Source organism: Agrobacterium tumefaciens (assembly GCF_005221325.1).
Lineage (GTDB): Bacteria > Pseudomonadota > Alphaproteobacteria > Rhizobiales > Rhizobiaceae > Agrobacterium.
In genome coordinates this window covers 1-21,738 of sequence record NZ_CP039893.1, presented here as the reverse complement: position 1 = coordinate 21,738, position 21,738 = coordinate 1, and the positions used below count along the sequence as shown (strand labels likewise).

General features: G+C 56.2%; 18 protein-coding genes. 3 read left to right on the top strand and 15 right to left on the bottom strand.

Going from position 1 to position 21,738, the window contains the following annotated elements; all coding sequences use genetic code 11:
• Positions 1–31: 31 nt before the first annotated feature.
• Positions 32–1,117, top strand: coding sequence for a CHAT domain-containing protein (locus CFBP5499_RS28890; protein WP_080830753.1), 1,086 nt, complete (start codon positions 32–34; stop codon positions 1,115–1,117).
• Positions 1,118–1,127: 10 nt separating this feature from the next.
• Here the strand turns inward: CFBP5499_RS28890 and CFBP5499_RS28885 are convergent, their stop codons facing one another.
• The 7 genes from CFBP5499_RS28885 to CFBP5499_RS28855 all read right to left on the bottom strand — a co-directional run bounded on the left by CFBP5499_RS28885 (position 1,128) and on the right by CFBP5499_RS28855 (position 9,787).
• Positions 1,128–3,026 (bottom strand): CHAT domain-containing protein, encoded by a 1,899-nt coding sequence (locus tag CFBP5499_RS28885; protein WP_080830754.1) that lies wholly within the window; start codon positions 3,024–3,026, stop codon positions 1,128–1,130.
• Positions 3,023–4,378: a metallophosphoesterase family protein gene (locus tag CFBP5499_RS28880; protein ID WP_080830755.1), complete on the bottom strand. Its 1,356-nt coding sequence runs from the start codon at positions 4,376–4,378 to the stop codon at positions 3,023–3,025. Before CFBP5499_RS28880 ends, CFBP5499_RS28885 begins: the two co-directional genes overlap by 4 nt.
• A gap of 336 nt (positions 4,379–4,714) precedes the next feature.
• Positions 4,715–5,680 carry a toll/interleukin-1 receptor domain-containing protein gene (locus tag CFBP5499_RS28875; protein ID WP_175416949.1) on the bottom strand — a complete coding sequence of 322 codons (966 nt, stop codon included), beginning with the start codon at positions 5,678–5,680 and terminating at the stop codon, positions 4,715–4,717.
• Between the two features lie 298 nt (positions 5,681–5,978).
• Positions 5,979–7,109 (bottom strand): RHE_PE00001 family protein, encoded by a 1,131-nt coding sequence (locus tag CFBP5499_RS28870; RefSeq protein WP_080830757.1) that lies wholly within the window; start codon positions 7,107–7,109, stop codon positions 5,979–5,981.
• Between the two features lie 203 nt (positions 7,110–7,312).
• Positions 7,313–8,560: a type II toxin-antitoxin system HipA family toxin gene (locus CFBP5499_RS28865; protein WP_080830758.1), complete on the bottom strand. Its 1,248-nt coding sequence runs from the start codon at positions 8,558–8,560 to the stop codon at positions 7,313–7,315.
• Complete coding sequence (locus CFBP5499_RS28860; RefSeq protein WP_080830759.1) at positions 8,553–8,888, bottom strand: helix-turn-helix domain-containing protein; 336 nt, start codon at positions 8,886–8,888, stop codon at positions 8,553–8,555. Before CFBP5499_RS28860 ends, CFBP5499_RS28865 begins: the two co-directional genes overlap by 8 nt.
• A gap of 203 nt (positions 8,889–9,091) precedes the next feature.
• Entirely contained in the window at positions 9,092–9,787 is a 696-nt protein-coding gene (locus CFBP5499_RS28855) for a DUF72 domain-containing protein (protein ID WP_080830760.1), read from the bottom strand.
• Between the two features lie 141 nt (positions 9,788–9,928).
• Here CFBP5499_RS28855 and CFBP5499_RS28850 point away from each other — a divergent pair, with 141 nt between their 5' ends.
• Complete coding sequence (locus CFBP5499_RS28850) at positions 9,929–10,144, top strand: DUF3072 domain-containing protein (RefSeq protein ID WP_080830761.1); 216 nt, start codon at positions 9,929–9,931, stop codon at positions 10,142–10,144.
• Positions 10,145–10,188: 44 nt separating this feature from the next.
• Here CFBP5499_RS28850 and scpB read toward each other — a convergent pair whose 3' ends face one another.
• Positions 10,189–10,881 carry an SMC-Scp complex subunit ScpB gene (scpB, locus tag CFBP5499_RS28845; RefSeq protein ID WP_080830762.1) on the bottom strand — a complete coding sequence of 231 codons (693 nt, stop codon included), beginning with the start codon at positions 10,879–10,881 and terminating at the stop codon, positions 10,189–10,191.
• A 2-nt stretch (positions 10,882–10,883) separates the two neighbouring features.
• The gene (locus CFBP5499_RS28840; RefSeq protein WP_080830796.1) at positions 10,884–11,837 is read right to left on the bottom strand and encodes a DUF1403 family protein; all 954 of its coding nucleotides are present in this window, start codon (positions 11,835–11,837) and stop codon (positions 10,884–10,886) included.
• 124 nt (positions 11,838–11,961) lie between these two features.
• Between CFBP5499_RS28840 and CFBP5499_RS28835 the strand changes: the two genes are divergently transcribed.
• Positions 11,962–13,095, top strand: coding sequence for a site-specific integrase (locus CFBP5499_RS28835; protein ID WP_137066572.1), 1,134 nt, complete (start codon positions 11,962–11,964; stop codon positions 13,093–13,095).
• Positions 13,096–13,277: 182 nt separating this feature from the next.
• Here CFBP5499_RS28835 and repC (CFBP5499_RS28830) read toward each other — a convergent pair whose 3' ends face one another.
• The 6 genes from repC (CFBP5499_RS28830) to repA (CFBP5499_RS28805) all read right to left on the bottom strand — a co-directional run bounded on the left by repC (CFBP5499_RS28830) (position 13,278) and on the right by repA (CFBP5499_RS28805) (position 21,738).
• Complete coding sequence (gene repC, locus CFBP5499_RS28830; RefSeq protein ID WP_080830764.1) at positions 13,278–14,597, bottom strand: plasmid replication protein RepC; 1,320 nt, start codon at positions 14,595–14,597, stop codon at positions 13,278–13,280.
• Positions 14,598–14,811: 214 nt separating this feature from the next.
• Positions 14,812–15,828, bottom strand: a complete 1,017-nt coding sequence (gene repB, locus CFBP5499_RS28825; protein ID WP_172690358.1) for a plasmid partitioning protein RepB — start codon at positions 15,826–15,828, stop codon at positions 14,812–14,814.
• 103 nt (positions 15,829–15,931) lie between these two features.
• A complete protein-coding gene (gene repA, locus CFBP5499_RS28820; RefSeq protein ID WP_080830766.1) occupies positions 15,932–17,149 on the bottom strand; it encodes a plasmid partitioning protein RepA in 1,218 nt (405 codons plus the stop codon).
• A 941-nt stretch (positions 17,150–18,090) separates the two neighbouring features.
• Positions 18,091–19,305: a plasmid replication protein RepC gene (gene repC, locus CFBP5499_RS28815; protein WP_080830768.1), complete on the bottom strand. Its 1,215-nt coding sequence runs from the start codon at positions 19,303–19,305 to the stop codon at positions 18,091–18,093.
• Between the two features lie 174 nt (positions 19,306–19,479).
• Positions 19,480–20,439, bottom strand: coding sequence for a plasmid partitioning protein RepB (repB, locus tag CFBP5499_RS28810; RefSeq protein WP_012478028.1), 960 nt, complete (start codon positions 20,437–20,439; stop codon positions 19,480–19,482).
• Positions 20,440–20,541: 102 nt separating this feature from the next.
• Positions 20,542–21,738: a plasmid partitioning protein RepA gene (repA, locus tag CFBP5499_RS28805; protein ID WP_012478027.1), complete on the bottom strand. Its 1,197-nt coding sequence runs from the start codon at positions 21,736–21,738 to the stop codon at positions 20,542–20,544.

Here is a 21,738-nt window from a genome sequence, read left to right as displayed (position 1 = left end):
GGCTTCTTGAGATGGCGATGGGGAAAGCAAATTGAACTCGGACTATTATCGCGGTCAGTTGGTAAAACTGCAAAAAGACCTCTCCAGCCTGCAAGCAAATCTCTCAAAGGAGGAAAGCGCGGCGGGAAAAGCCAGGCAGGATGCGGCGTCAAAGCGAAGTGCTGCCGCCGCGACGAAGAACATCTCAACTGCGAAATCACACGTTCGCGCGGCTGAAAGCGCGGAAAAAAAGATCACCACCGCTCAAAAGAGTATAGCAGCGATCAGCAAAAAGCTGGCAGACATTTCCAATAACATCAGGCAAACGCAGGCCTCGCTCGACGCCGCGATCAAGCGTGAGCGCGCCCAAGACGATCGGGAAAACGATCGAAGGGCAAGAAAGGCCAAATCTGAACGCGACGCATTCGCGAGAGACACCTTGAAAAGACGACGAGACGAGATCGATCATGCCCGCAAGCTGGCCGAACTTTCTACGATCACCATCCGGCACATCCTTGAGCGCCCACCTGAACCGGAAAAGCTCAGAGTTCTCTACCTTACATCCAGTCCCCGTCTGGATGATCCATTGCGCGTTGATGCAGAGGTCAACCAGGTTCTCAGGGTGTTGCGTGGGGTCAGACATCGAGAGCTGATCGACCTGCAGCACCGTCCGGCCGCCACACGTCAAGATCTGGTCGATGGGATCAATGACGTTCGTCCTAATGTGGTCCACTTCTCCGGGCATGGAAATGCAAGTTTCCTGCTGCTGGACGATGGCGACTTCGAGAACCCAACCGGATCAGCCTTGAGCTTCGAAGAACTTGCCAACATTCTTTTGTCGACGGACTACCCACCCACGTTGGTCATCATAAATGCATGCCAGTCGGCGGTAGGCGCCCACGCGCTTCTTGAGACCGTTCCCATAGTGATCGGCACGGCCGACGGTGTTCTGGACATAACGGCAGGTCTGTTTGCAAGCACATTTTATGGTGCCATCGGTGCGGGACAATCCGTTGGCAGCGCGGTGGATCAGGCACGCGCCGTGATTTCGTCCGCATTGCCCGACGAGCCTGACAGTGTAGTCGTTATGACGGCAGGTGCCGTCAATATCGCGGAGATTGTTTTGGTTGATGGATAATACGCGCTGATCATCCAACAGTGGCTAATGGATCGCCGTAGAAGCAGTAAGCTGCGTAGGTGTCGCGTCCTTTATCTGGATCGAAGGCTCTCTCTCGAATTCTTCGGAAGATGTCAGCCAGGGGAAGTTTGGGCTCGTTCTTGACGGCGCCGTAAAACTCCAACGCGATGTCATGAGCAATTTCGTCTTCGACGCTCCAGAGAGGAGCGATGACCGCGCTCGCGCCAAGCTCGATGAAACGTGCCGCGAAACCACCAGGGCCAACCAGCTTTGGATTTCCTCGTCCGACTTCGCAGGCATTCAAGAAGACAATGGGCCGTGTTTTCAGGAACACGTCCTCGACGTCGTCCAAGCCTGCGATAGCGGTCGCGCTGATAGTTTCGTCATTATCAAGCTGCAATCTTTGTCCGGAGGTACCGTCGTCTTCGCCGTGACAGACGAAGTGCAGCAGGCTGCGGCCCGACAGAAGTGTTTTCACCACATCGCGATAGGTTGCCGGCCGGATCTGATCGCCGGGAAAACGGCTGATGACAAAATCAAGCTCCTCCTGGGACTTTGCCAGAACGTTGTCGCCCTCATAGCGGGGTGCCACGACTGCGGCATCACGGAGAGTGACTTTTCGGTCGGCCGCTATTCTCTTTCCTGCCCACCGACCCACAGAAAAATCCACTCCCAACGCTTTGCGCGATTTCTCTCCGTCGCGTTTCGGCACCATGAGCTCCCATGGTATATAGGGCTCCTCGGAAACGATAGCGAAGCTGCGGAGTTGGACCCCGCTGTCGATGAGCTTCCAGAAAGCGTCTTTGAAGTTAGCCGGGGCGGCGTCGAAAAGCTCCCGACCGGCACCCCGAAGCTCTGCGACCAATTGGAAAGCATCGGTCTTTTCGGTGAACGCGTTCATATGCTCCCTGACAATCTCCTCTGTTTTGCGCGGGAGATTCCACGAGGCGGGCTCTCCAGCAGCAAATTCGGAGAGATGAGGGGACTGAACGGTGCAAAAGAACTGCTGGCCGTCGTTGATCGGGTTCGCAACGATGGTGACGGTAAGATCGGGGACCTCTCCCGTGACAGGGTGAAGCACCAGCCGATCGGCGTCGCCTACCTCCTTGTCCGCTGTCTCACCAATTTCAGTGACCAGCTTCGACACGACGCCGCACGAGCGACCTTCGATAGAAAACAACGCTACAATCGCAGGGTCTTTCGCGGCCGGCGTGACATCAGAGCGCTGTTTGAGCGTGTAAGGTGAGATGTCGATGCGCGTTACGTCCTTGACGACGAAGCTTCTAACCGGGGAACCAACAACCTCGAAATGGTCACTTGCCATGAGCAGGACCTGCACTTCAACACCTTCGGACGCAATGATTGCGGTTCCGGTTTCCCCGACGCCGAAAGCATCTTTGTCGAGATACACGGCGACCGTCAGATTGCCGCCCCCCTTGACGGGAGTGATGTCGAGATGAGGGGTAAATTCGAGGTCTTTATTCTTGCCGCCGGACGTAACCTTCGAAATCCGCTCTTCCATCCAGGCGAGATCGGGAGACGCACCTGCAGAGGGACGGTCCTCGGCCGATTCCACGATCATCTCGGCTGATGGCGCGGTCACGGGTGAGGTCGATCTGGGAGACGGACGGCCAAAATCTTCCGGAAGAGATCGACGGCGCCGACCATCGATCTGGGTTTTTACGGCCTGAGATTGTCTCAGTGCGGCCAGCAGGTCTCGGAAGTCCCTCGCTGCGGGACGTTCGTCACGGTTTATCTGGCTGAAAATCTTCAACAGATATCGAAGGACGTTAACCTCACCAGTTGCTGCACGCTTGCGGATCTTCTTGCCTAACAGCGGATAGTTGTGGTCAAGATACCGGATCGCTTGATCGATGAGCGTCTCTCGATTAAACGGCCGCAGGCTCACCGCAACGTCTCCCTTTTATCAATCTGGCCATTTTCGTCAACGTAAAGCACATTGACCTCTGCATCATCGAAATCAAAAACCGCGAAGCCCATCAGTGCCCAATGCTCCAGCGGGTTGGTGGATATGGTCCTCGAGGTCTGAAAGACCGCGGGTGGGGGAGGTTCTCCCTTGTCAGCGTATACCGGCACGCCCCCATGTCCAATAAGACGCGCATATTGAACGTTGTTGTGAGGTGCGAACACCATACAGCGGTGTTCGTGTCCCCAGATAGCTGCGTCTATGGCTCCAGCTTCCAGCGTTCTGGACAGCTTCTGGCGCATTACCTTGCCGACGTCGCCAGGTTCCCTTGCGCTAAACATCTGGTGATGGCTGAGGATCATTGTCCGACGCGCGCCATCCGAATTCATACTCTCAACCCACGCCGCCTGGGGATCCTTCAAGCCGTCGTCATCCCAGGCCGTGTCCAGGCCAAGGATCTGCCACTTTGGTGTTGCGATCCTGAAGAAGCTTGATTTTTCCTGCCTCGCAAACCGAGGATCCGCCAACAGGTAATCGAAATAGCCGTACCCGCCGGAATACATGTCGTGATTGCCATTGAGGCACCAGGATCCGAATCTGTCCTTTTCGGATGGAAGAACCGGCCAGTAAGGCAGAAATCTTTGTTTATATTCGTACTCCCAGCCGGAATAATAAACATCTCCCAGATGAACGACGTGGCAAGCAAGCCCGCTGTCTTTCGCGTCTTCGACGAATTTCCGCATCTCACGGGCCACTGATTGTGCGCGTGGAAGCCCGCTGCCCCAATCGCCCACCATGATGACGCGACACTTCGATGGCAGGGCAACTGTGGCCGCCGGCAGCGGATTGAAGTCGCGGGGCGATCTGAATTTTGTAACGCCCGTGGCGACGAGTGAACTTATCCAACCAATATCTGTGACGGAAAATTTATCGAAGACTCGTCGCGACCGGCGATCCCTGGCAGGCACCTCATTCGTATCCGTTGGTTCGCGGGCCCCTTCTGTCGCAGGTGGCTTGCCACCGGTCTCCGGATTGTCAAGGACCACTTCAAGAGCGCTTTGGACGTTGCTGAGAATGGCATCCCGACTCATAAAAGCTGATGGTGGATGCTCGCCGTCTCCAAGGGGCTGAAAACCGCGACGTTTCGGCGACTTATTTTCGCCATGCGATGCAAGCGAAGCGTCGATCTCATCGACGACAATTTCGATCTCCGCAGTCTCGTCATCGATTGCTCGCCGTCGCCCCTGCCGAGCGGGCAACGAAGCTGCCAGATGTTGCCGTATCTGTCGCGCCGTCTCGAGCACATTTTCCTTGTTAAGAACGTCTGCCCGCATCCGCCACCCTTTAAACAGAAGAAATCAAATTTAGCCGATCGCCCTTAAATTGCAAGGAACCCTGCCGGTCAGATAATATCAGCTCGCCACAAGACGTCGTGCGATTCCTCTATATCAAAAGGTGCTGTCGCTGAGATCTCCCAATGTGCTTGTCTTGCGTGGGAGATCGCGGCCCGAGCAACAATCGCTATGATCGGTTGGACGGACTTTGGTTTGAGCGAGAGCCACCAATCTTGTACCCAGGCGCCCTCGGACAATCGGCCACTGCCAGGCAAGCCAGGCGCGCAAAAGCTAAGCAGTCACAGGGTACGCGAGCCCTTGATAAGGATCAGCATCTCAAGCTTGAGAAAGTCGTGCAACCAGTCTCTCCCACAGATATTGGCCAGCCTCTTCGGGAGTCATCCTCTTAACATCAACGGACACTTGCTGGTAACCCATTGCCATAGTCGCCTTGAGATAGAATTCGCTATCCTCTTCGACAGTCAGCATTTCACTAAAGCTGTTGTCGGAGAAATTTCGCCCCTCCGAGAATGTTATCGAGGTGCTGCCGTGAAAGCCGCCTAACCATACCCGACAAGCATTGACAGACATTGCGTCAACGAAAATTTCGGCGCGAAGGTCCGTGTTAGTGTTCATCTCGATATCGACCTGAATGCGAGGTTCTTTCCGCCGAACGTCCTTACTGTTTCGTTCGAACACCCGCCGAATTGTGCTGAAACCGTCTCGCAAAAAGTTTTTGCGATCCAGATCTGTGTGGCGGACGCTTAAGCTTGGCATTTTCTGCCGGGTTGCACCTGTCTGCGCTGCAACAACGGCAAAATTCCCAGCTTCTTGTCTATTCGTCCCAGGGAATACTGGGTTTGCCGAAGGTTTTCCCCGTTTTCCAGCAATAGCGTTACGGACTACCTCTCGAGCCTCATCCTCACCCAGTTCACAAACATCGACGTAGACAATCGAGCTCAGTAACCCTTGCGGTTCGCATTGACGGACCATTATTGGGAGCAACTTTTGCTTCAATCCTTCCGGATCAGTCCGAAAGGCTGCGGCCCACTCCGACGCGGCGAACTGCGAGGTTAGGTAATCTGGGGATAGCACAAGGATCGTTTTATCAGTTGTCTTAGCGGCATCTTGCATCTGTAAAACAAAATTTGTGCCCGGTAAGAAGTCCCATGCTTGGAGGATGGCCAAGTGCCCCGCATCCTCGACCTCATGCCCGATCCACTCAGCCCATTTCCTATCCGCACCATTGTAGCTAAAAAAGAAACGCGTCCAGGGGCTCCTGTTTAAAAACCATATCCACATGTAGGCTCTGTCTAATTCAAAGCCAACGGGGCGCCGATAAGACTTGGGGACTATGCCGAAATGCGGGAAGGCCATTCACATCGGTGGATATCATGGCCGGCAATATTAGGGTTGCTGCCTGTTGCAAGACTACGAGTGGCAACCCGAACACCCAGTATATGCAGTCTCATCGGGCTCAAGCATCGTTTCTACTAGAAAACGTTAACGGGTTCGCGCTATGTTCTGGTAACGATCGCAGGACACAAAGCCTGACGTGTAAACCTTGTGGACATGTCGGATCTTTGAAGCCTGTAAGCGGTTATAGCACCCCCCACGCCCGAAACCTCCCCCTCCCTGTCATCTCCCTCAAGCCGAGCTCCAAAACAATCCGCCGCGCCGCCTGCGGCGTCACCTCCAGCGTCTTGGCCACCATGCCGGCCGACACCAATGGCTTTGCCATCACCAGCTCGACCAATTCCGGCAGTTTTGACGACGTCCGACGCCCCTCCAGCCTCCGCTCCATCAGCGTGCGCGCCAATAACAGCCGGTCATGCTCCTTCATGCCGATCTCGGCGGTCGCCAAAAACCCGTGGGCGACCGCGAGCAACCGGGTTTCTCGATCGCGATGACGGCGCCGATCGACGGGAATGGTTTTGAGGCCGAGATTGATGGCGGCAAGATGCGCGCCGGTGGTGATGCCGGCCTGGCGCAGGATGGAGGCGGCAAATAGCCGGCCGAGCCATGGCGCGTGCTGGAGGACGGCAAGCTCGTTCCAGGCATCGAGGGCGACGATCGCCTGCAGCACCGCCGGCAAGTTTCCGGTCTGGCGCAGCACGCCGCGCCATTCGGCGAGCCGGCCATCCTCGTCCCAGTCGAGATCATAGACCAGCGGATCGGCCGGAGCCCGACCGGGCTTTTTGGCTCGTTCGATCGCAGCGTCAGAGCGCGCGAGCAGCGCATCGATAGCGGCGTAGTCGACGCCGGGGAGATCTTGGGTCTCGTCAGCGCCATCCCCCTCCCCTTCCGCATCGATCGCGATCGCCGGCCGAACGACTCCGGTCGTCGTAGCCTCGTCCGCGCCGCCCGCCCCGATCTCCGAGGTTTTCCGCAGCGAACGGATACCGTCGGCGGACAGCGCCCAATCTGGCGACTGAGCAGCGATGCGCCGGCGGGTGCGCAGCACGTCGCGGGCAATTGTCAGTTCGTGGGTGGGCGTGCGAATATCGCGGGTGGCGTCATGGAGGACGAGGTCTTCGAGGTGGACGAGTTCGCCGTCGATCCACAGCGAGCCACAGGCGTCGGCGAAGTGGGACCGCTCGACCCAGCCGTGCCCGACCGGCGAACGGGCGACGCGCTCGTCGAGACGAGCCAGGGCAATACCGGCGTAGAAAGCCGGCCGCGTCAGGGCTGATATGCTGATTTTCGAAAGATCGTAAGCCATTGATATTATGGTAAACGATCTTTTAAAGGAACTCTATAGCGATATTAAGGTTCGCCACATCGCATGAATGCCAGTTGAGCTTATAACCATCTATAAGTACTCCTTATCGAAGGTAGATACTATATATAATACCTACAGGATATTTAATATATACATATATAGCTCTTGAATATGTTAAGTTCGAATGGATATCCATCACCATCAATACTAGATCAAACAGTGAGCGCTCGGTTAAGGTCGCCATGCTCGAAGGCGCTGGCCATTCGGGTGATTTCGCTGCCGCGCGCACCGACGGCCTTGGCTGTATCGCGCCAGGTCGCGGTGACGGTCGCTACCTCTCTGATGATGCCGCGGGCCTGAGCTAGGGTGAGTGCGAAATACTCCGATGCAGCCTCCAGAAGATCGAGTGAGCAGGTACTCTCATCAAGATCTATATTGGTGCTCAATACCCGCGCCTTGACGTCGGTCGGAACGGGATTGAGATCGTAGGCCGGTGACAACGACCACCCGGCCTTGCCCGACCATAAAAAACCGTGATTACGCAGGTGATCATCGACATTGGAGATTAGCACATTGAAGACCACGCGCCGATAGAGAGCGTGCGCGTCTTCCTTGCCCCGCGCGCCGTGCTCAGCAATAGCATCTACAATTTCCGGATAGCTGCCGCGCTCCCCGTCCCTGGCACCCATCATCGCCATCGCTGATAGAAACGGAATGCGGATGGCACCGTTGCGGTCGAAGCGTCGAGACAACATGACGGCTTTGCCCGCGACCTCGACGAGCTGATGTTGCGGCGTTGCAATACCGGCTTTCTCAGCCAGCCTGAGTGCGACCTCCTCCCAGGTCTCGATGCTGTATTCGTCGGTTTCCTTCGGGAACTTGGCTATGGACAGATGGCCATGTTGATCGACGACAGAGGCTTTCGGTCGGGCACCACCGAGCGAGGATCCGGGTGCAAAAATGAGCTGAAGGTCTTCGTCGGTCTCCTCATCGCGCAGGATGCGTTCGGTGATCTGCACAAGCCGGCCGAGTTCGATTATGGCCGGGACCCCGGTCTGGATGGGCGCCTGAAACACCTCATCTCCGACCCAGCGGAACCGGAGTGCGCCAAGCCGGGTCTCGTCTGCGACACCTAGCAGGTAGTCGCTCTCGGAAAGGGTGCGGACGGCCCGCCCCTCACGCTCTGCGCTACGACGTTCGGCACGTTGCATCAACCGCCGACCCCACGTATCCGGAGCCGAGTCGCCGATGGACCCGAAGGTCGCAAACCCTGCCGGTGGCGCGAAGGCACCGCGGGTCAGCGAAAGCGCAGGTTCGAGCGAAAAACGATCAGCGTCTTTCAGCCAAGCGTCATCATACTCGAACATAATTGTTTCTGAGCCTCGAATGCGATTGCTTCTTGCCAGCCCAACGTGCCGCGTACATGCGGCGAGATCGATAAGAACTTCAAAATCAGCCATCGGAAGAAGATCCTGATACGCGCTTTAAACGGACACGCTGTGGCAGATCAGCACTGGCAAGCGCTTGGCCGACACTGTCGTTACCAATATCAGCAACCTTGCTCAGCCCCTCGAGCAGTCCCAAAGCCTGAAGGACCCCGGCATAGATACCGATGCTGACATTCGAATCGCCCGCCTCGATCTTTTGTAACGTCGAGCGAGAGGTAAAGGCTCGCTCTGCCACAACAGCCATCGGCAACTTACGGCGTCGGCGCGCGTCGTGAATGTCCGCGCCGAGCTTTCGCAAAGAACGCCGTACGGCTGCAGACGGCTGATGAGGAGTGGGCATTTGTCACCTTTATAGAGCAATACATCGCTTTATGTAGCACGAAGATGACAAAGTAGCTAGCATAAGTCGATGAAGCATATTGTTTAGCAACGCCTCTTGTACGGCTGGAGCGATAACGGGGTTCATGGCTCTTCACTCATGCGTTGTTTTGCGCCTCCCGAATGCTGCGGCGCCATCCGCTGAGCTGTCGGTCCCTAATAGGTTCATTGCTTCTCAAGCATGATCAGCGCGTTCTCGATCGCAGCCCCGGAGGCCGTATTGTCGAAAATGCACCAACTGTTTGGGGCGAGCAAGTTCGAAAACGCTTCTATCTCGTCTTCCGTGTAACTTGAATAATAGATCTTTGGCTTACCGTGTAGACGGACATAACGCGGAGGCTTGGCGAAATCGTCCGCCGGCCAAACCGGGGCGGGGTCTGCAAGAACCCTGTCGATTGCGTATGTCTTTAGCAGATCTTTTGCTTCGACCGATGCCCAGCTTCTATGCCGCACCTCTATAACGATCTGCCCCGGATCGGCCTCCCGCATCACCTGCAATGTTCGATCCAGTTGCTCTGGGTCGAACGCTAACGACGGTAGCAACTGACAAAGCATCGGGCCGCCTTTGTGACCAAGAGGAGCGATGTCTTCAAGGAAGGTGGCGAGCGGTTCCTCAATTTCCTTCGTTGCTCGGGTATGCGTGATGTCGTCCTTGGGGATCTTGACCGAGAACTTAAAATTGTCGGGCACGGCCTCAGCCCACCGCGCAAAGGTGGAGGATTTATGCCGTCGGTAGAATTTCGAATTAATTTCTACGCCACTGAACACGGACGCATATCTGGTCAACCCACTTCCCTCTGCGGCAAAGCGAGAGCCCACCATTTTCGGGATAGACCAGGCTGCAGTTGCTATGACTGGCATATTCGATCTCTCCATCCCGCGGTCGCACTTTGTCGGCATTGGAGGATCAAAAATTGGCAACTGAGTTCCGCACTCGGCTTCAAAAGCACACCGAACCAAGACGCGGAAGGAACGTTTAGAGAACAAATTCAGGAGAACGTTATGACTGATAATCCTAAAACCGACACCACGTCCAACACCCAAAAGGATCCGGACGACTGGGTAAGCGGCGATGAGCCAGTGACCGGCGCGCAGGGGTCCTATCTCAAGACCCTGTCGGAACAGGCACCCAAGGCTGACACCTACGCCGAGGACCTGACAAAGGCGGAAGCATCAAAGCGTATCGATGAACTCAAGCAATCGCTCAATCTGGAATGAGGCACGGTCGCGCCACCTAACCAAGCTATTAAACGCCGTTGGCATCACTCCATAAGGCTCTCATCTGCTTCCGCGATTTGAGATGCCGCACTTCCGCTTTGTATGGCGTATCTGCTGAGCAATCCCGCGTCCTCCAGCGCTTCGATGTTTGGGAGATCACGCAACGTCTCCATATCGAAGGCTGACAGGAAGTACTTCGTCGTCACGTAGGTGTAGGGCGCACCGGGCGTCGGACTGCGTGGTCCGGAACCTATGAGGCCCGCGCCCCGAAGACTGCCGATGGTATCGCGGCTTACTTCCTTGCCAAAAATCTTACTGAGCTCTCCACGGGTGATTGGCTGGAAGTATCCCACAGCCATCAACACCATCGCATCGAACTCTGACAGCACCGCCGCTCCTCCCCGCGTCGGTGCATAAGACGCCCGGATCGTTTCGGCAAAGCGTGGCCGCGTGCGATGCTGCCATCCTCCAGCGACCGACACCAATTCATAGGGACGATCTAACAATTCCTCGACGAGATCGTCGATCAGCAGATCAATGTTGCAGTCCCTACCGACTACCCGCGCCAGCGTCTCGCGGGAAACCGGCTCGGCCGAGGCAAAGATCACCGCCTCGACCCGCATCATCCATTCCCGCCAGCGCAGTTCTGGCGGTAGATCTTCCAGCTCGCGATCGTGCAGAATATCCTGTCGATCTTGCGCTGGACGACGGCCTGATTTCGGTGAGCTCGCTTCCATGGTCACAGCCCATAAATCCGAAACGATGATCGGCCCGACAGCTCACGCACCGCCTCAAAACTCTCGAGGCGCTCGAACAGTCGGGTTGCCGCCCATCGCGACAGATTGCCTCCGAGTGCCGAGATCGACACGGAATCTTCCGTTAGCAATCTACGAATGACGGGCTCGGCCCCCTTCGTACGCAATTTCGGCGCGACAGTGAGCAACCGTGCGGCCCGTCGGTCGACCTCGGCGGCAGATCGCAGGGCTGCGTCAGCGCCACTCACCAGCGCCAGGCAAATTGCCTTCTGGTACGCCGGCTCGCCGGGATGGACGCGGCCTCTGCCACCAATCGAGCGGAATGCTGGACCGTAGCGTTCCGGCAACAGCAAAGGTACGGGTTTCAGCCAACTCAGCTTATGCGCGAGCACAGCCTCACCCAGCACTAGCCCCAGCACCTCTGCATCCGGGCGAACAGCAGAGATCGCCGATATAAGGTCCGCCACAGCAAAGGGTGCCGCTCGCCCGGACTGGATGGCGGTATCGGTCAAATCCGGGATCGCCGCAAGGCCATCGTCCCACCGAAGTGCTAACAGGTCAGCGATTTGCTTGACGAAAGAGGTGTTGATGGCCCCGGACCGGCGCGCCAGCTTTCGTGTGGCGAGAAACAGCCTTCCAGCGGGGCCTGGATCGTCTCCCGCAGAGGTCAACAAGACGGCGTCCCGAAGCGCGTCTTCCTCTTCGCTTCGGCCGAGCATTTTGGCAGCGACAGCGGCGGACTTGAGTGCATGGCGATCGCGCCAGCAGTCGAGCCATGGCGGGGATAAGCGGATGAGATCATCGAGTGATTTCAGAGCGATACCGGCAGAGAAGGCTACATCTGAGGCGGTCAGATCCTGTCCGCGTGCCACGACCCAACGCGGCAGGCGGGGCGACCATGTTGAGGCGGGTTCTGTGATGATAGGTAACAAGTCCATGCCGAGGAGAGTAAACCAAGAGAGCGGTTTAATCCAGCCATATCGGATAAAACCGCACAGCATGTCGGCGTATCATTACGTCCGATAATCTTGCATTATCGGACATATTGCTCATTATAGAGAAATGGCCCAAATCATCGAGCAAAACAACGAAATTCACGTCGAGGAGACCTCAGCGCCATCTCTCAGCATGGCGCCCGGGCTTGATGTTTCCGCACCGGAGGTGTCTGGCGATAGCCCCCTCCCCTCTCTCGCCGGCGAGGATCAGACGCCAGCTCATCTCGCAGGTCTTGCTGATCGCGCCCGGGGTTATGTCGAAGCCGCCAGCTCCGCCAATACCCGCAAGGCTTATGCATCGGACTGGAAGCATTTTGCGGCCTGGTGTCGGCGGTCCAATCTGGCTCCGCTCCCGCCACACCCGCAAACCGTTGGGCTCTATATTACCGCCTGCGCCTCCGGTACGGCTGAACGGGGTGCAAAAGCGAGCTCAGTCTCGACCATCGAACGCCGCCTCTCCTCGCTCTCTTGGAACTATGCCCAGCGTGGCCTCTCGCTCGATCGCAAAGACCGGCATATCGCCACCGTGATGGCCGGCATTCGCAATAGCCACGGCAAGCCACCGGTCCAGAAGGAAGCGGTCATGGCTGAAGATATCATCGCTATGGTCGAGACGCTCGATCGCGGTTCGCTGCGCGGCCTGCGCGACCGCGCCATGTTGCTGGTCGGCTTTGCCGGTGGTCTTCGTCGCTCCGAGATCGTTGGCCTTGATCTGAAGGCAGACCAGACCGAAGATGGGCGCGGCTGGATCGAAATCCTCGACAAGGGAATGCTCGTCACCTTGCGCGGCAAAACCGGATGGCGAGAGGTTGAGGTGGGTCGCGGCTCGTCTGATACGACCTGCCCGGTCGCCGCGATCGAGATGTGGATCAAGTTCGCCAAGCTTGCGCACGGTCCCCTCTTCCGTCGCGTGACGGGCAAAGGCAAAGCAGTTGGGCCAGAACGGCTGAATGACAAGGAAGTAGCTCGGCTAGTGAAGCGGGCCGCGATGGCGGCCGGCGTTCGCGGTGATCTCAGCGAGATCGAGCGTGCGTTTAAGTTCTCCGGTCACTCCCTTCGTGCTGGCCTCGCTTCTTCTGCCGAAGTCGATGAGCGGTACGTCCAGAAGCAACTGGGGCACGCGTCCGCAGAGATGACCCGCCGATACCAGAGACGACGTGATCGCTTCCGCGTGAATTTGACCAAGGCATCAGGGCTTTAGCCGGCCCCCTCCCTCCCCCGCATGAGGTCGTAAGCGGAAATTTTTGGTATGGGAATTTTAGCTTAGCGCTTCAAATGAAGTCGGGAGCTAAAAGCCACATCCCTCAAGAGCCTGATCGATCGCGCCCGACGTTCCGGGTTGATCACTGACGTCGACATCGCGGCGGCTGAATAGCGAGGGGATTACCATGATCTCGGCTTGCTCAGGTTTTTGTGCAGCGATTCCGAAACGTGGAGGCGGCTGTCATCCTCGACCTCCTCAACAGTTCGCGGCTTCCCAGCGCCGGCTGCATTCCTCTGATCGTCCAGCTTCGCCCGGAGCAACGCCATGACCATCGGCCAGGTCGAAAACTTCCCATCCTTGGCCCGTTCCGTCAGGCTGCGCAGATAGCCCCCGGCGTTATTGATCTGAGCGGCCCGCTGATAGATCGAAGCCAGCGTGATCGCCGCGTGTTGCTCGCCCATGGTTTCGCGGGCCTCCTGCCAGGCGCTCGGACTAATCCCCAGCATCGACCGGGCAAGCTCAGCCGTCGCCAGCAAATCGCGCCAATGTCGGATTGTCCCTCCCTGAGCCAGTTCCTGCATCTCGGGGCAGGCATCCAGCACGATTCCCAATGGCAGCTCGCGTTGCGGCGAACTCCGCCCGTTTTTGGTTTCCGCAACGCTGCCGCCCGCTTCTTTTTCCTTTCTAGTACCGTATTCAGATTCAAATTTAGAGTCTGGCTTTGAATTCTGTATGTGACGACCGAAATGGGACTCATTGGCGTTCAGAATCACTGATTTCGTAAACAATTCCAATACGTCACGGATCTCAGTGCAGAGTTCCTCGAGCTCCAAGGCAATACTCTCGGTAATCTGGCGAGACGCGGAACGTGGCAGCCGGCCGATGATCCCCTGATAGGTCTGTGAAAATCTTCCCCAATTTCCCGGTACGCTCTCGTCGATGCCCGCGTCGATCATTTTCACGATGTCTCGGCGAAGAAGGGTCAAACGCTCCTTCGCCACTCGGAAGGCCGTCTTTTCAACTTGTACCTCCTGAGCCAAATCTCGGAACTCTTCGGACCGCGCCACGATCGGCGACAGATCGAAGCCATAGGCCTGCTTGATCTCCCCTCCCCTTCCTTTGCGAGCGAACCGCTTGCCGTTGGGGCTGTCGCGACGAATGATGAGCCCGCAGTCGACCAGTACGGCAAGATGCCGGCGCAGTGTCGTGGCGGGCATGCCGTTGGCGCGAGCCATCAGTTGCTCGTTAGAAGGCCATACGACCAGTTCGGCGCCACCAGTCAAGGTGATCTCTGGGTGAAATGTCAACAGCGCGTTAAGGATCGAGAGTGAGCGGTCGGTGGCTCCGATCAGTTCCCGCGATTCACGGATGTGCTGGAAAACCTGCCATTTGTTGGCAATAACGTCTGATGCGACCGCTCTTGCTGCCATCTGACTTGCAAGATGGCCGAGCGTCATCGGCCGCCGCCCAAAGGGCGTCGTTGAGATATGCGTCTGCATTTCCTCTTACCTTTTGCTAGGCAATAGAAATCCGCCCGTCGAAATGACGCTTTCCCTTACGGGTCCCTTGACTACGATTCCTGGAAATGCGATTCTCTTAGCTGCGAGACTACAGAGAAGGTCTACTGGAACGCTGTTTCGGGGGCCTTTTTCTTTTGCTGTGAGAGCCAATCCATCTTAATCAAGCAAAGCTTTGAATTGGATGAAACCTTGGCTATTGGTTGAGCTTTCCTCCTCCGGTTGTTTCAAGGAATTGGACATACAGGCTATCCAACTTGTCAGCGACATATTCGCCAAAGGTTGGCACCAATTTCTCGTCGAAAATCAGCGCCGTTCGTCCGACTTCTTGCCGGATCGTCGCGACCTTTTTCCCCTTTGGCGTGCTCCAGGCCCTTACTTTTTTTAGAGCCTTAGCGGTAGCGGGCGGCCTTGAAACAGCGTTGAAAATGAGGGTAAAGCGGGCGTCGCTATCGGAGTGCTTAAAGTGCTCTAAACTAAGCACCGCTTCGATTGCTTCCCTTGCCTTGGGCTTCCCAAGCTCCTCGGCGAGTGCGACCCAACGCGATCGACCAGCTTTCGACGCTGGACCAATTTGTGTAGCGAGGTTCAGCGGTATTCCCCTCGCTACAGTTATGTAGCGGCTGAGGTCGGCTTTGTCAGTGGAAAGCGCGGCGATGATGGTGGCCCGATCAAATCCTGCATCTTCAAGGCGCAGGGCGAAGAGAGCCTTCTCAATGAATGATAGGTCAGCACGGTCAAGATTTTCGCGGCCTTGAGCCACGACCAGTTCACGGTCCGTGAGATTTCGGACAATTGCAGAAACCTCTCTCCGCAGATTTACCGCTGCGCGCAGTCGACGCCTTCCATATACGATTTGATATCGACCGGCAGCCTCAGGATGCGGCCTGACGAGAATCGGCACCTGCTGTCCATCTTGCGAAATGCTCGCCTCAAGCAGCTCGAACTTCGGATCCACGTCCGCGGGCAGCCGATCCGCGATCGGCGAGCCGTCGATCATGGATGGATCCAGGGACACGACCGCTTCGCCCACAGCCAGTTGCTCCTGCAGCCGAGCTGCAGCTTTTACTGCCTCGGACATTTCTTGCAAAGACGAACCCATGGCCGAAATCGCTCCCGTACGGACACGACCGGCTGACTTGTCGACTGATGTTCTATCGGTCGCAGGCTGCTTCTTTAGGAACAAAGTATCGATTGCGTCTTTGCGACTCATGACATCATCCTCTTGGGCTTGGCGTCGTGCCGTCGCATTTTTGATTGCAAAAGTTCTTGGTTGGGAGCTCCCAACAGATCTGTGAGGAACGCGAATGCTACCATCAGACCCGCCCCCACGCCATCTTGATCAAAGCCTCAATCTCCGAGTTCACCGCATCTAAAGATTCCATCGCCCGGTCGTAGGTCGATCGAGTAAGATTCTTTCGCCCTATCTCGTAGAGTGTCTGCTTGGTCAACCCGGCATCAGACACCGCTGCCGACTTGACCATGGGATTTGTAAGGACGTGATCTTCGAACATGTTGCGGAGCAGTGCCGTCACTTTCGTCTGCGGCGCGTTCTGAGGCTCATAGCGCGTCAAGAGGTAGCGTATGAAATCGTACTGGAGGTTTCCACCCGCCTCTTTCACCACGCCCAGAAGGTCGCGTGTCATAAGGAGAAACTGGCTCATAGACGCGATGTCCAGCATCTGAGGATGTACGGTGATTACCATTGATGTCGCAGCACACAACCCGCTGAGCGTCAGAAAACCAAGCTGAGGGGGGCAGTCAATAACGACCACATCGTAATCGTCGGCGACGTCGTCAAAGGCTTGGGCAACACGAGTGAAGAACAATCCGTCCCGCGTACCTTTATCAGACAAGGCTTTCGGCGTTGCATGCTCAAACTCCATGAGCTCGAGATTCCCGGGAACCAGATGAAGACCGTCAAAATACGTCGGCCGGATAACATCTCGCAACGGACGGCGTGTCTCGTCATACCGAATAGCAGCATAGAGCGTTTCGTTCGCACGGATATCAGATTCTGGTAGAACGCCGAGGAGTGCTGAAAGACTAGCCTGCGGATCGAGATCAACGGTGAGAACCCTATATCCTTGCAACGCCAGATACTGTGAAAGATGAGCGGACGTCGTCGTCTTCCCAGAACCACCTTTGAAGTTGGTTACAGCAATAACTTGCAAATGCTCAGAACCGCGGCGATGAGGCACAAAATCAATGCTTTCACGACCTCGCGTCGATCCGGCAAGCATTCCCCTGATTTCGTTTATCTGACTGAGGGTGTATAAGCGCCGCCCGTTACTGGCGAGCTCAGGTTGCGGCCCTTCGCCTGCCAGTGTCATCTTTCGAAGGGTTGAGTCAGATATTTTCATTAAGCGTGCGGCTTCACCCGACGTGAACTTACGCAAGCTCTTGTGCGAGGCCGGCGGAAAAAGAGCCTCGCTCATCGCGTGAAGCTGAGAGCTGAGCTGCTCAGCATGCCCACCAATGGTAACCTCTGCCGACGGGCGATCATTTCGGAGTATGGCAGCGGCTTTGCTCACGGTGTAATCTCTTGTCACGGTTAGGAGGCACGTATTGCCGTTTATCCGTGACGATTACCCAGTGCGGGTGAGGTTGCAAGGCGCTTTTGGTTACTCCTAGGTTAAACGCATTTCAATAGAAATCACATTAAGTGCCGATCCTTTAAACCCTATCTGTTAATTAGACCGATCCCCTTTGTCGGTGCTACGCGGCGCGAAGTGCAGATTTGCAAGCAGGGACACGCGTCGTGTCATGATTTCTATTCGCATGACCTGTTCATGCGGAGATCATGATGGGGATACTTACAGTCTCACCGAACAGTATCAAGCTCGTCGGATCTTCCTCAAACAGATGACCGCCTTCGCCCGCACCCCGAAGCCATGGAGCAGTGTCAGCGCAGGTCGGTGCAGCAGGCCTCCAGCTACTACGATAGCGCTACACAGCGAACTACTAGGCAGCCCCAGGCTTTAGATTAGCTCCTGGCGGAGCTGCCCTCTACTCGGCGGTGACCCTCACCCTTGGCTTGGTCAGGCCGACAAGTGGCAATAAGTCAGCGGCGCCATCGTCGATGTTTGTTTGCAGAACCCCACTAGGGCTTCTGCGCCCGAACAGTCCCTTCACCAATCCTCTAGTTAACCCCTTCAAGGTATACTGCTCGATTCGCTGGCGCGCTCTGATGTTGCCCAAATGGCAATGTTTACGAGACAGCTCTATTAGATTCTCTTCCTCGACGAAGACTGTTCCATGGCTTCTGCTCCTCTTCTGCCAGAAAGTTGCCAGCCGGAAACTTTTAACGGGAGAGGGGATATTATAGTAATATCAGTCGCTTCACGCTCTCATCGTTGAAAACCAGACACCTCGCCGCAGCTTTGAATGGAACGGGGGAGTCGTGAATTCGACAACACTCGTCTTTGCCGTTTCGAGTTCAGCCATTTTCGAGCGACCTTCTGTCAATGGTCATTCACGCCGACTGCTTTCCAGCTTCCCCGCTTAACCGGAGCAGTGCCATCACCATCGGCCCCAGGGAAAACTGCCCTCGCGCTGCCCGGTTGGTGAGATCACGCAGATAGCCACCGGCGGATTTGATATGCCCCGCCCTCTCCAGGATACAGGCGACTGCCACCGCTGCATTTTCAGGTCCCATTGTTTCGCAGGCCTCCTGATAAGCCGACGGGCTGACGCCAAGCATCGATCTCACCACAACCGCGGCCGACAGGAGATCCCGCCAGCCACCCACAGTGCCGGCCGGACCATAATCGATGATCTGTGGGCATGCCTTCAACACAACACCCAGAGGGAAGGCCTTCAACGTCTCAGTTTGAGATCCGCGTCTCTTGTTCGGCTTTTCTCCCGGCTCTTTTTCAGAGCTAGGTTCAAGTTCAGGGAAGGATTCGGATTTTGAATTCTGTAAGTGGTGCCCAATATGAGCATCATTGGTGCTATTAAATTCTGAATTTAACTGCGAATCCAACAGACTAAGGATCTCCTCGCGCAGGAGCTCGAGTTCATCAAGGATATCGGCGACGTCAGCGATGGTCGGGTGGCGTGGAATGCGGGAAACGAGGTCGATGTACATAGCCTCGATGGCCAACCAGTCGCCGTCAGCCCCCTCCTCTATCGCTGCAGTGATGAGCTTACGGACATCCCGGCGGCAGATTGTCAGGTTCTCTTTCGCCTTGCGGAACGCTGAGCGCGCTGCGACGACTTTCTGCGCGATGACAGCAAGCTCTTCAGACCGAGCAAGGATTGGCGAGAGGTCGAAACCAAACGCACTCTCAATCTCGCCGGCGCCATTCTTTCTCGCATAGCGCTTTCCGTTGGCACTATCCTTGCGGACAATCAGGCCAGCATCGACCAGAAGCGCGAGATGACGACGCAGCGTAGCGCCCGCCATGCCGTGAGCCCGAAGGATCAATTGAGCGTTTGACGGAAACACGACGAGCTGCGCGTCTTGGCGCAATTCGTTTTCCGGATAGAAGCTCAGAAGAGCGTCGAGCACAGCGAGGCTGTTCGACTGCAGGCCGAGCTCCTCTCTCGCTTCCGAGGCATCACGGAAGACTTTCCATTTCTCAACGGTTTTGCCAGCCTTGATCTCGTTTGTGGCCACTTGCCGTTTAACCAAGGCAAGCGTCATCGGCCGCCGCCCGAAGGGCGTCGTTACATGTCTAGTCTCCATCTCTCTCACCTTTCAAAAGGCAAAGAAAAGGCTACGCCGGGACGGCGTTGACTCTTGACTGGGATTCCGGAAAATGCGATTCTCTAAGCGACCAAACTGAGAGAGGCCTTCTGGAACACCGTTTCGGAGGGCTTTTTCTTTGCGCTATCGTTCCTTTCCTGGTTCCGTTTCGCCTTACTGCTTCGACCTTTTGAACGAAGCGTAGATTTCTGGGAGCGCTGACATCAGGTAGTCCGCAAATTCCGGAGCGGCCTTTTTGTCGATCATTAACGTCAGGGTACGCTTGTCCTGCTTGTAACGAGCGGCCTTCGTGCCGTCCTCAGCTTTCCAAACTTCTACCTCAGTCTTCACTGCCTTTGGCTTCTTAGGGGTGACAGCTTCGAATACTCGAGCGAAACGCTCGTCAGAATTCAATCTTCTCACCTCATCGTCATTGAGCAACGTACGGGCAGTTTCCGATGCGCCAGCTTGTCCCAGACGGGCTGACAATTCGTACCAACGGTCCCGACCTGTTTTAGGGGCAGCTCCAATCAAGCGAATAATATCTGCTGGAAGTTGCTTCGCAGCTTGGATCAAGCGGGAAAGATTGCTTTTATCAACGGCGAGGGCCGCCATGATGACTGGCCGCTGAAATCCACCAGCTTCTAGCTCTGCGGCGTATAGGGCGCGCTCGATAAACGAAAGATCTTGCCGGGCACTGTTTTCTTGGCCTTGGGCCAGAACCAACTCGTCATCCGACAGGGTGCGAACGGCGGCCTTAACTTGGATACCGGCAGCCTTCACTGCTCTCAGTCGGCGGCGTCCGTAGGCAATCTGGTAACGACCTTCAACAGACGGGTGAGGGCGCACGAGAATAGGGACCTGTTGACCGTGCTCCCTTATATTTCGAGCGAACTCTTCGAACTGCTCGGGAGATTCTTCCAACCGGTCGGCCACGAGCGGCGCGTCAATGAGATCCGGATCGAGTTCCATAAGGGACTGAGACTTTAAAAGCTCGATGGAGCGCGAAACAGCACCGATCGCACCACGCGGAGAATACTGCGGAGTGGCGGCGTCCTGGGTGGCAATATCCTCAGAGTTTCCGGCTGGCAACTTTGGTCCAGCGAGATCTGATAACAGGTGTTTTCTAGCCATTAGTAGCCCCCTCGGGCGTCGAGATTGCCGCCCCACAATAAGCGGTTTCCCGAAAGTTTCCGGCTGACAACTTCTGCGCTTCTACGCGAGATGCGAGCGTCCTCATTTGCGCCCCCATGCGCTTTGAATGAGCTGTGCGATTTCAGTGTTTACATTGTCCAGCGACTCCATCGCTCGGTCGTAGGTCGCGCGCGTAAACTGGTCACGGCTGACTTCATAGAGCGTCTGCTTTGTAATCCCCGCGTCGGAGATAGCTGTGCTTTTCAACATTGGATGATTTAGGACATGGTCGCCGAACATTGTCCTCATAAACGACACCATCTGGTTCTGAGGACCATCACCTGGCTCGTAGCGAGTGACAAGGTACCGCATCCAGTCATAATTCATGCTTCCGCCTGCATCGGCGACGACGCTTAGCAATTCCGATGTCATCAAAAGAAACTGGCACATGGACATGACGTCCAGCATCTGCGGATGAACCGTGACGAGGACGGCGGTCGCTGCACACAGAGCGGAAATGGTGAGAAAGCCAAGCTGCGGAGGGCAGTCGACGACGACGACATCATAGTCGTCCGCGACTGAAGCAATCGCATCGTCCATGCGCGTGAAGAAGATGTTCTTCCGATCGTTCGAGCCCAAGACCTTTGCTGTATCGTGTTCGAACTCCATCAGCTCAAGGTTGCCTGGCACCAGGTCGAGGTTGGCGAAGTAGGTCTTCTTGATCACGTCTTTCAACGGGCGACGCTCAGCGTCATAGCGCATCGCACCGTATAGCGTCTCATTGTCCTTGACGTCGAACTCCGGCTGGAACCCGTGTAGTGCCGACATACTGGCCTGTGGATCAAGATCGATGGCAAGAACACGATAGCCGTTCAGGGCGAGATATTGCGCCAAGTGCGCAGCTGTCGTCGTCTTCCCACTGCCACCTTTGAAATTGACAACGGTGATGACCTGCAGATGCTCTTTACCTGACCGTTTGGGTGAATAACGCCGATCGTTTTTTCCGGTTAGATCAAGATATTCTCGAAGGGCCTGAATCGTTTCGACGCTATAGGAGCGACGATTGTTGTTTCCAATTTCGGGCTGAGGGCCTTTCCCTTCGATCGAGAGGTGACGAAGGTATCCGTCATTGACACCGATAAGCTTCGCAGCCTCCGTCGAGGAGAAGGAACGCAAGGTTTTCCGTGCCTCTGGCGGATACAACTTTACACGATGTTCGTGCAGCGCACCGGAGAGGTCTCGCGCGTGGGCCGCGATCAGTTTATGAATAGCCTTTTGAAGCTGAGCCGGATTTTCCAC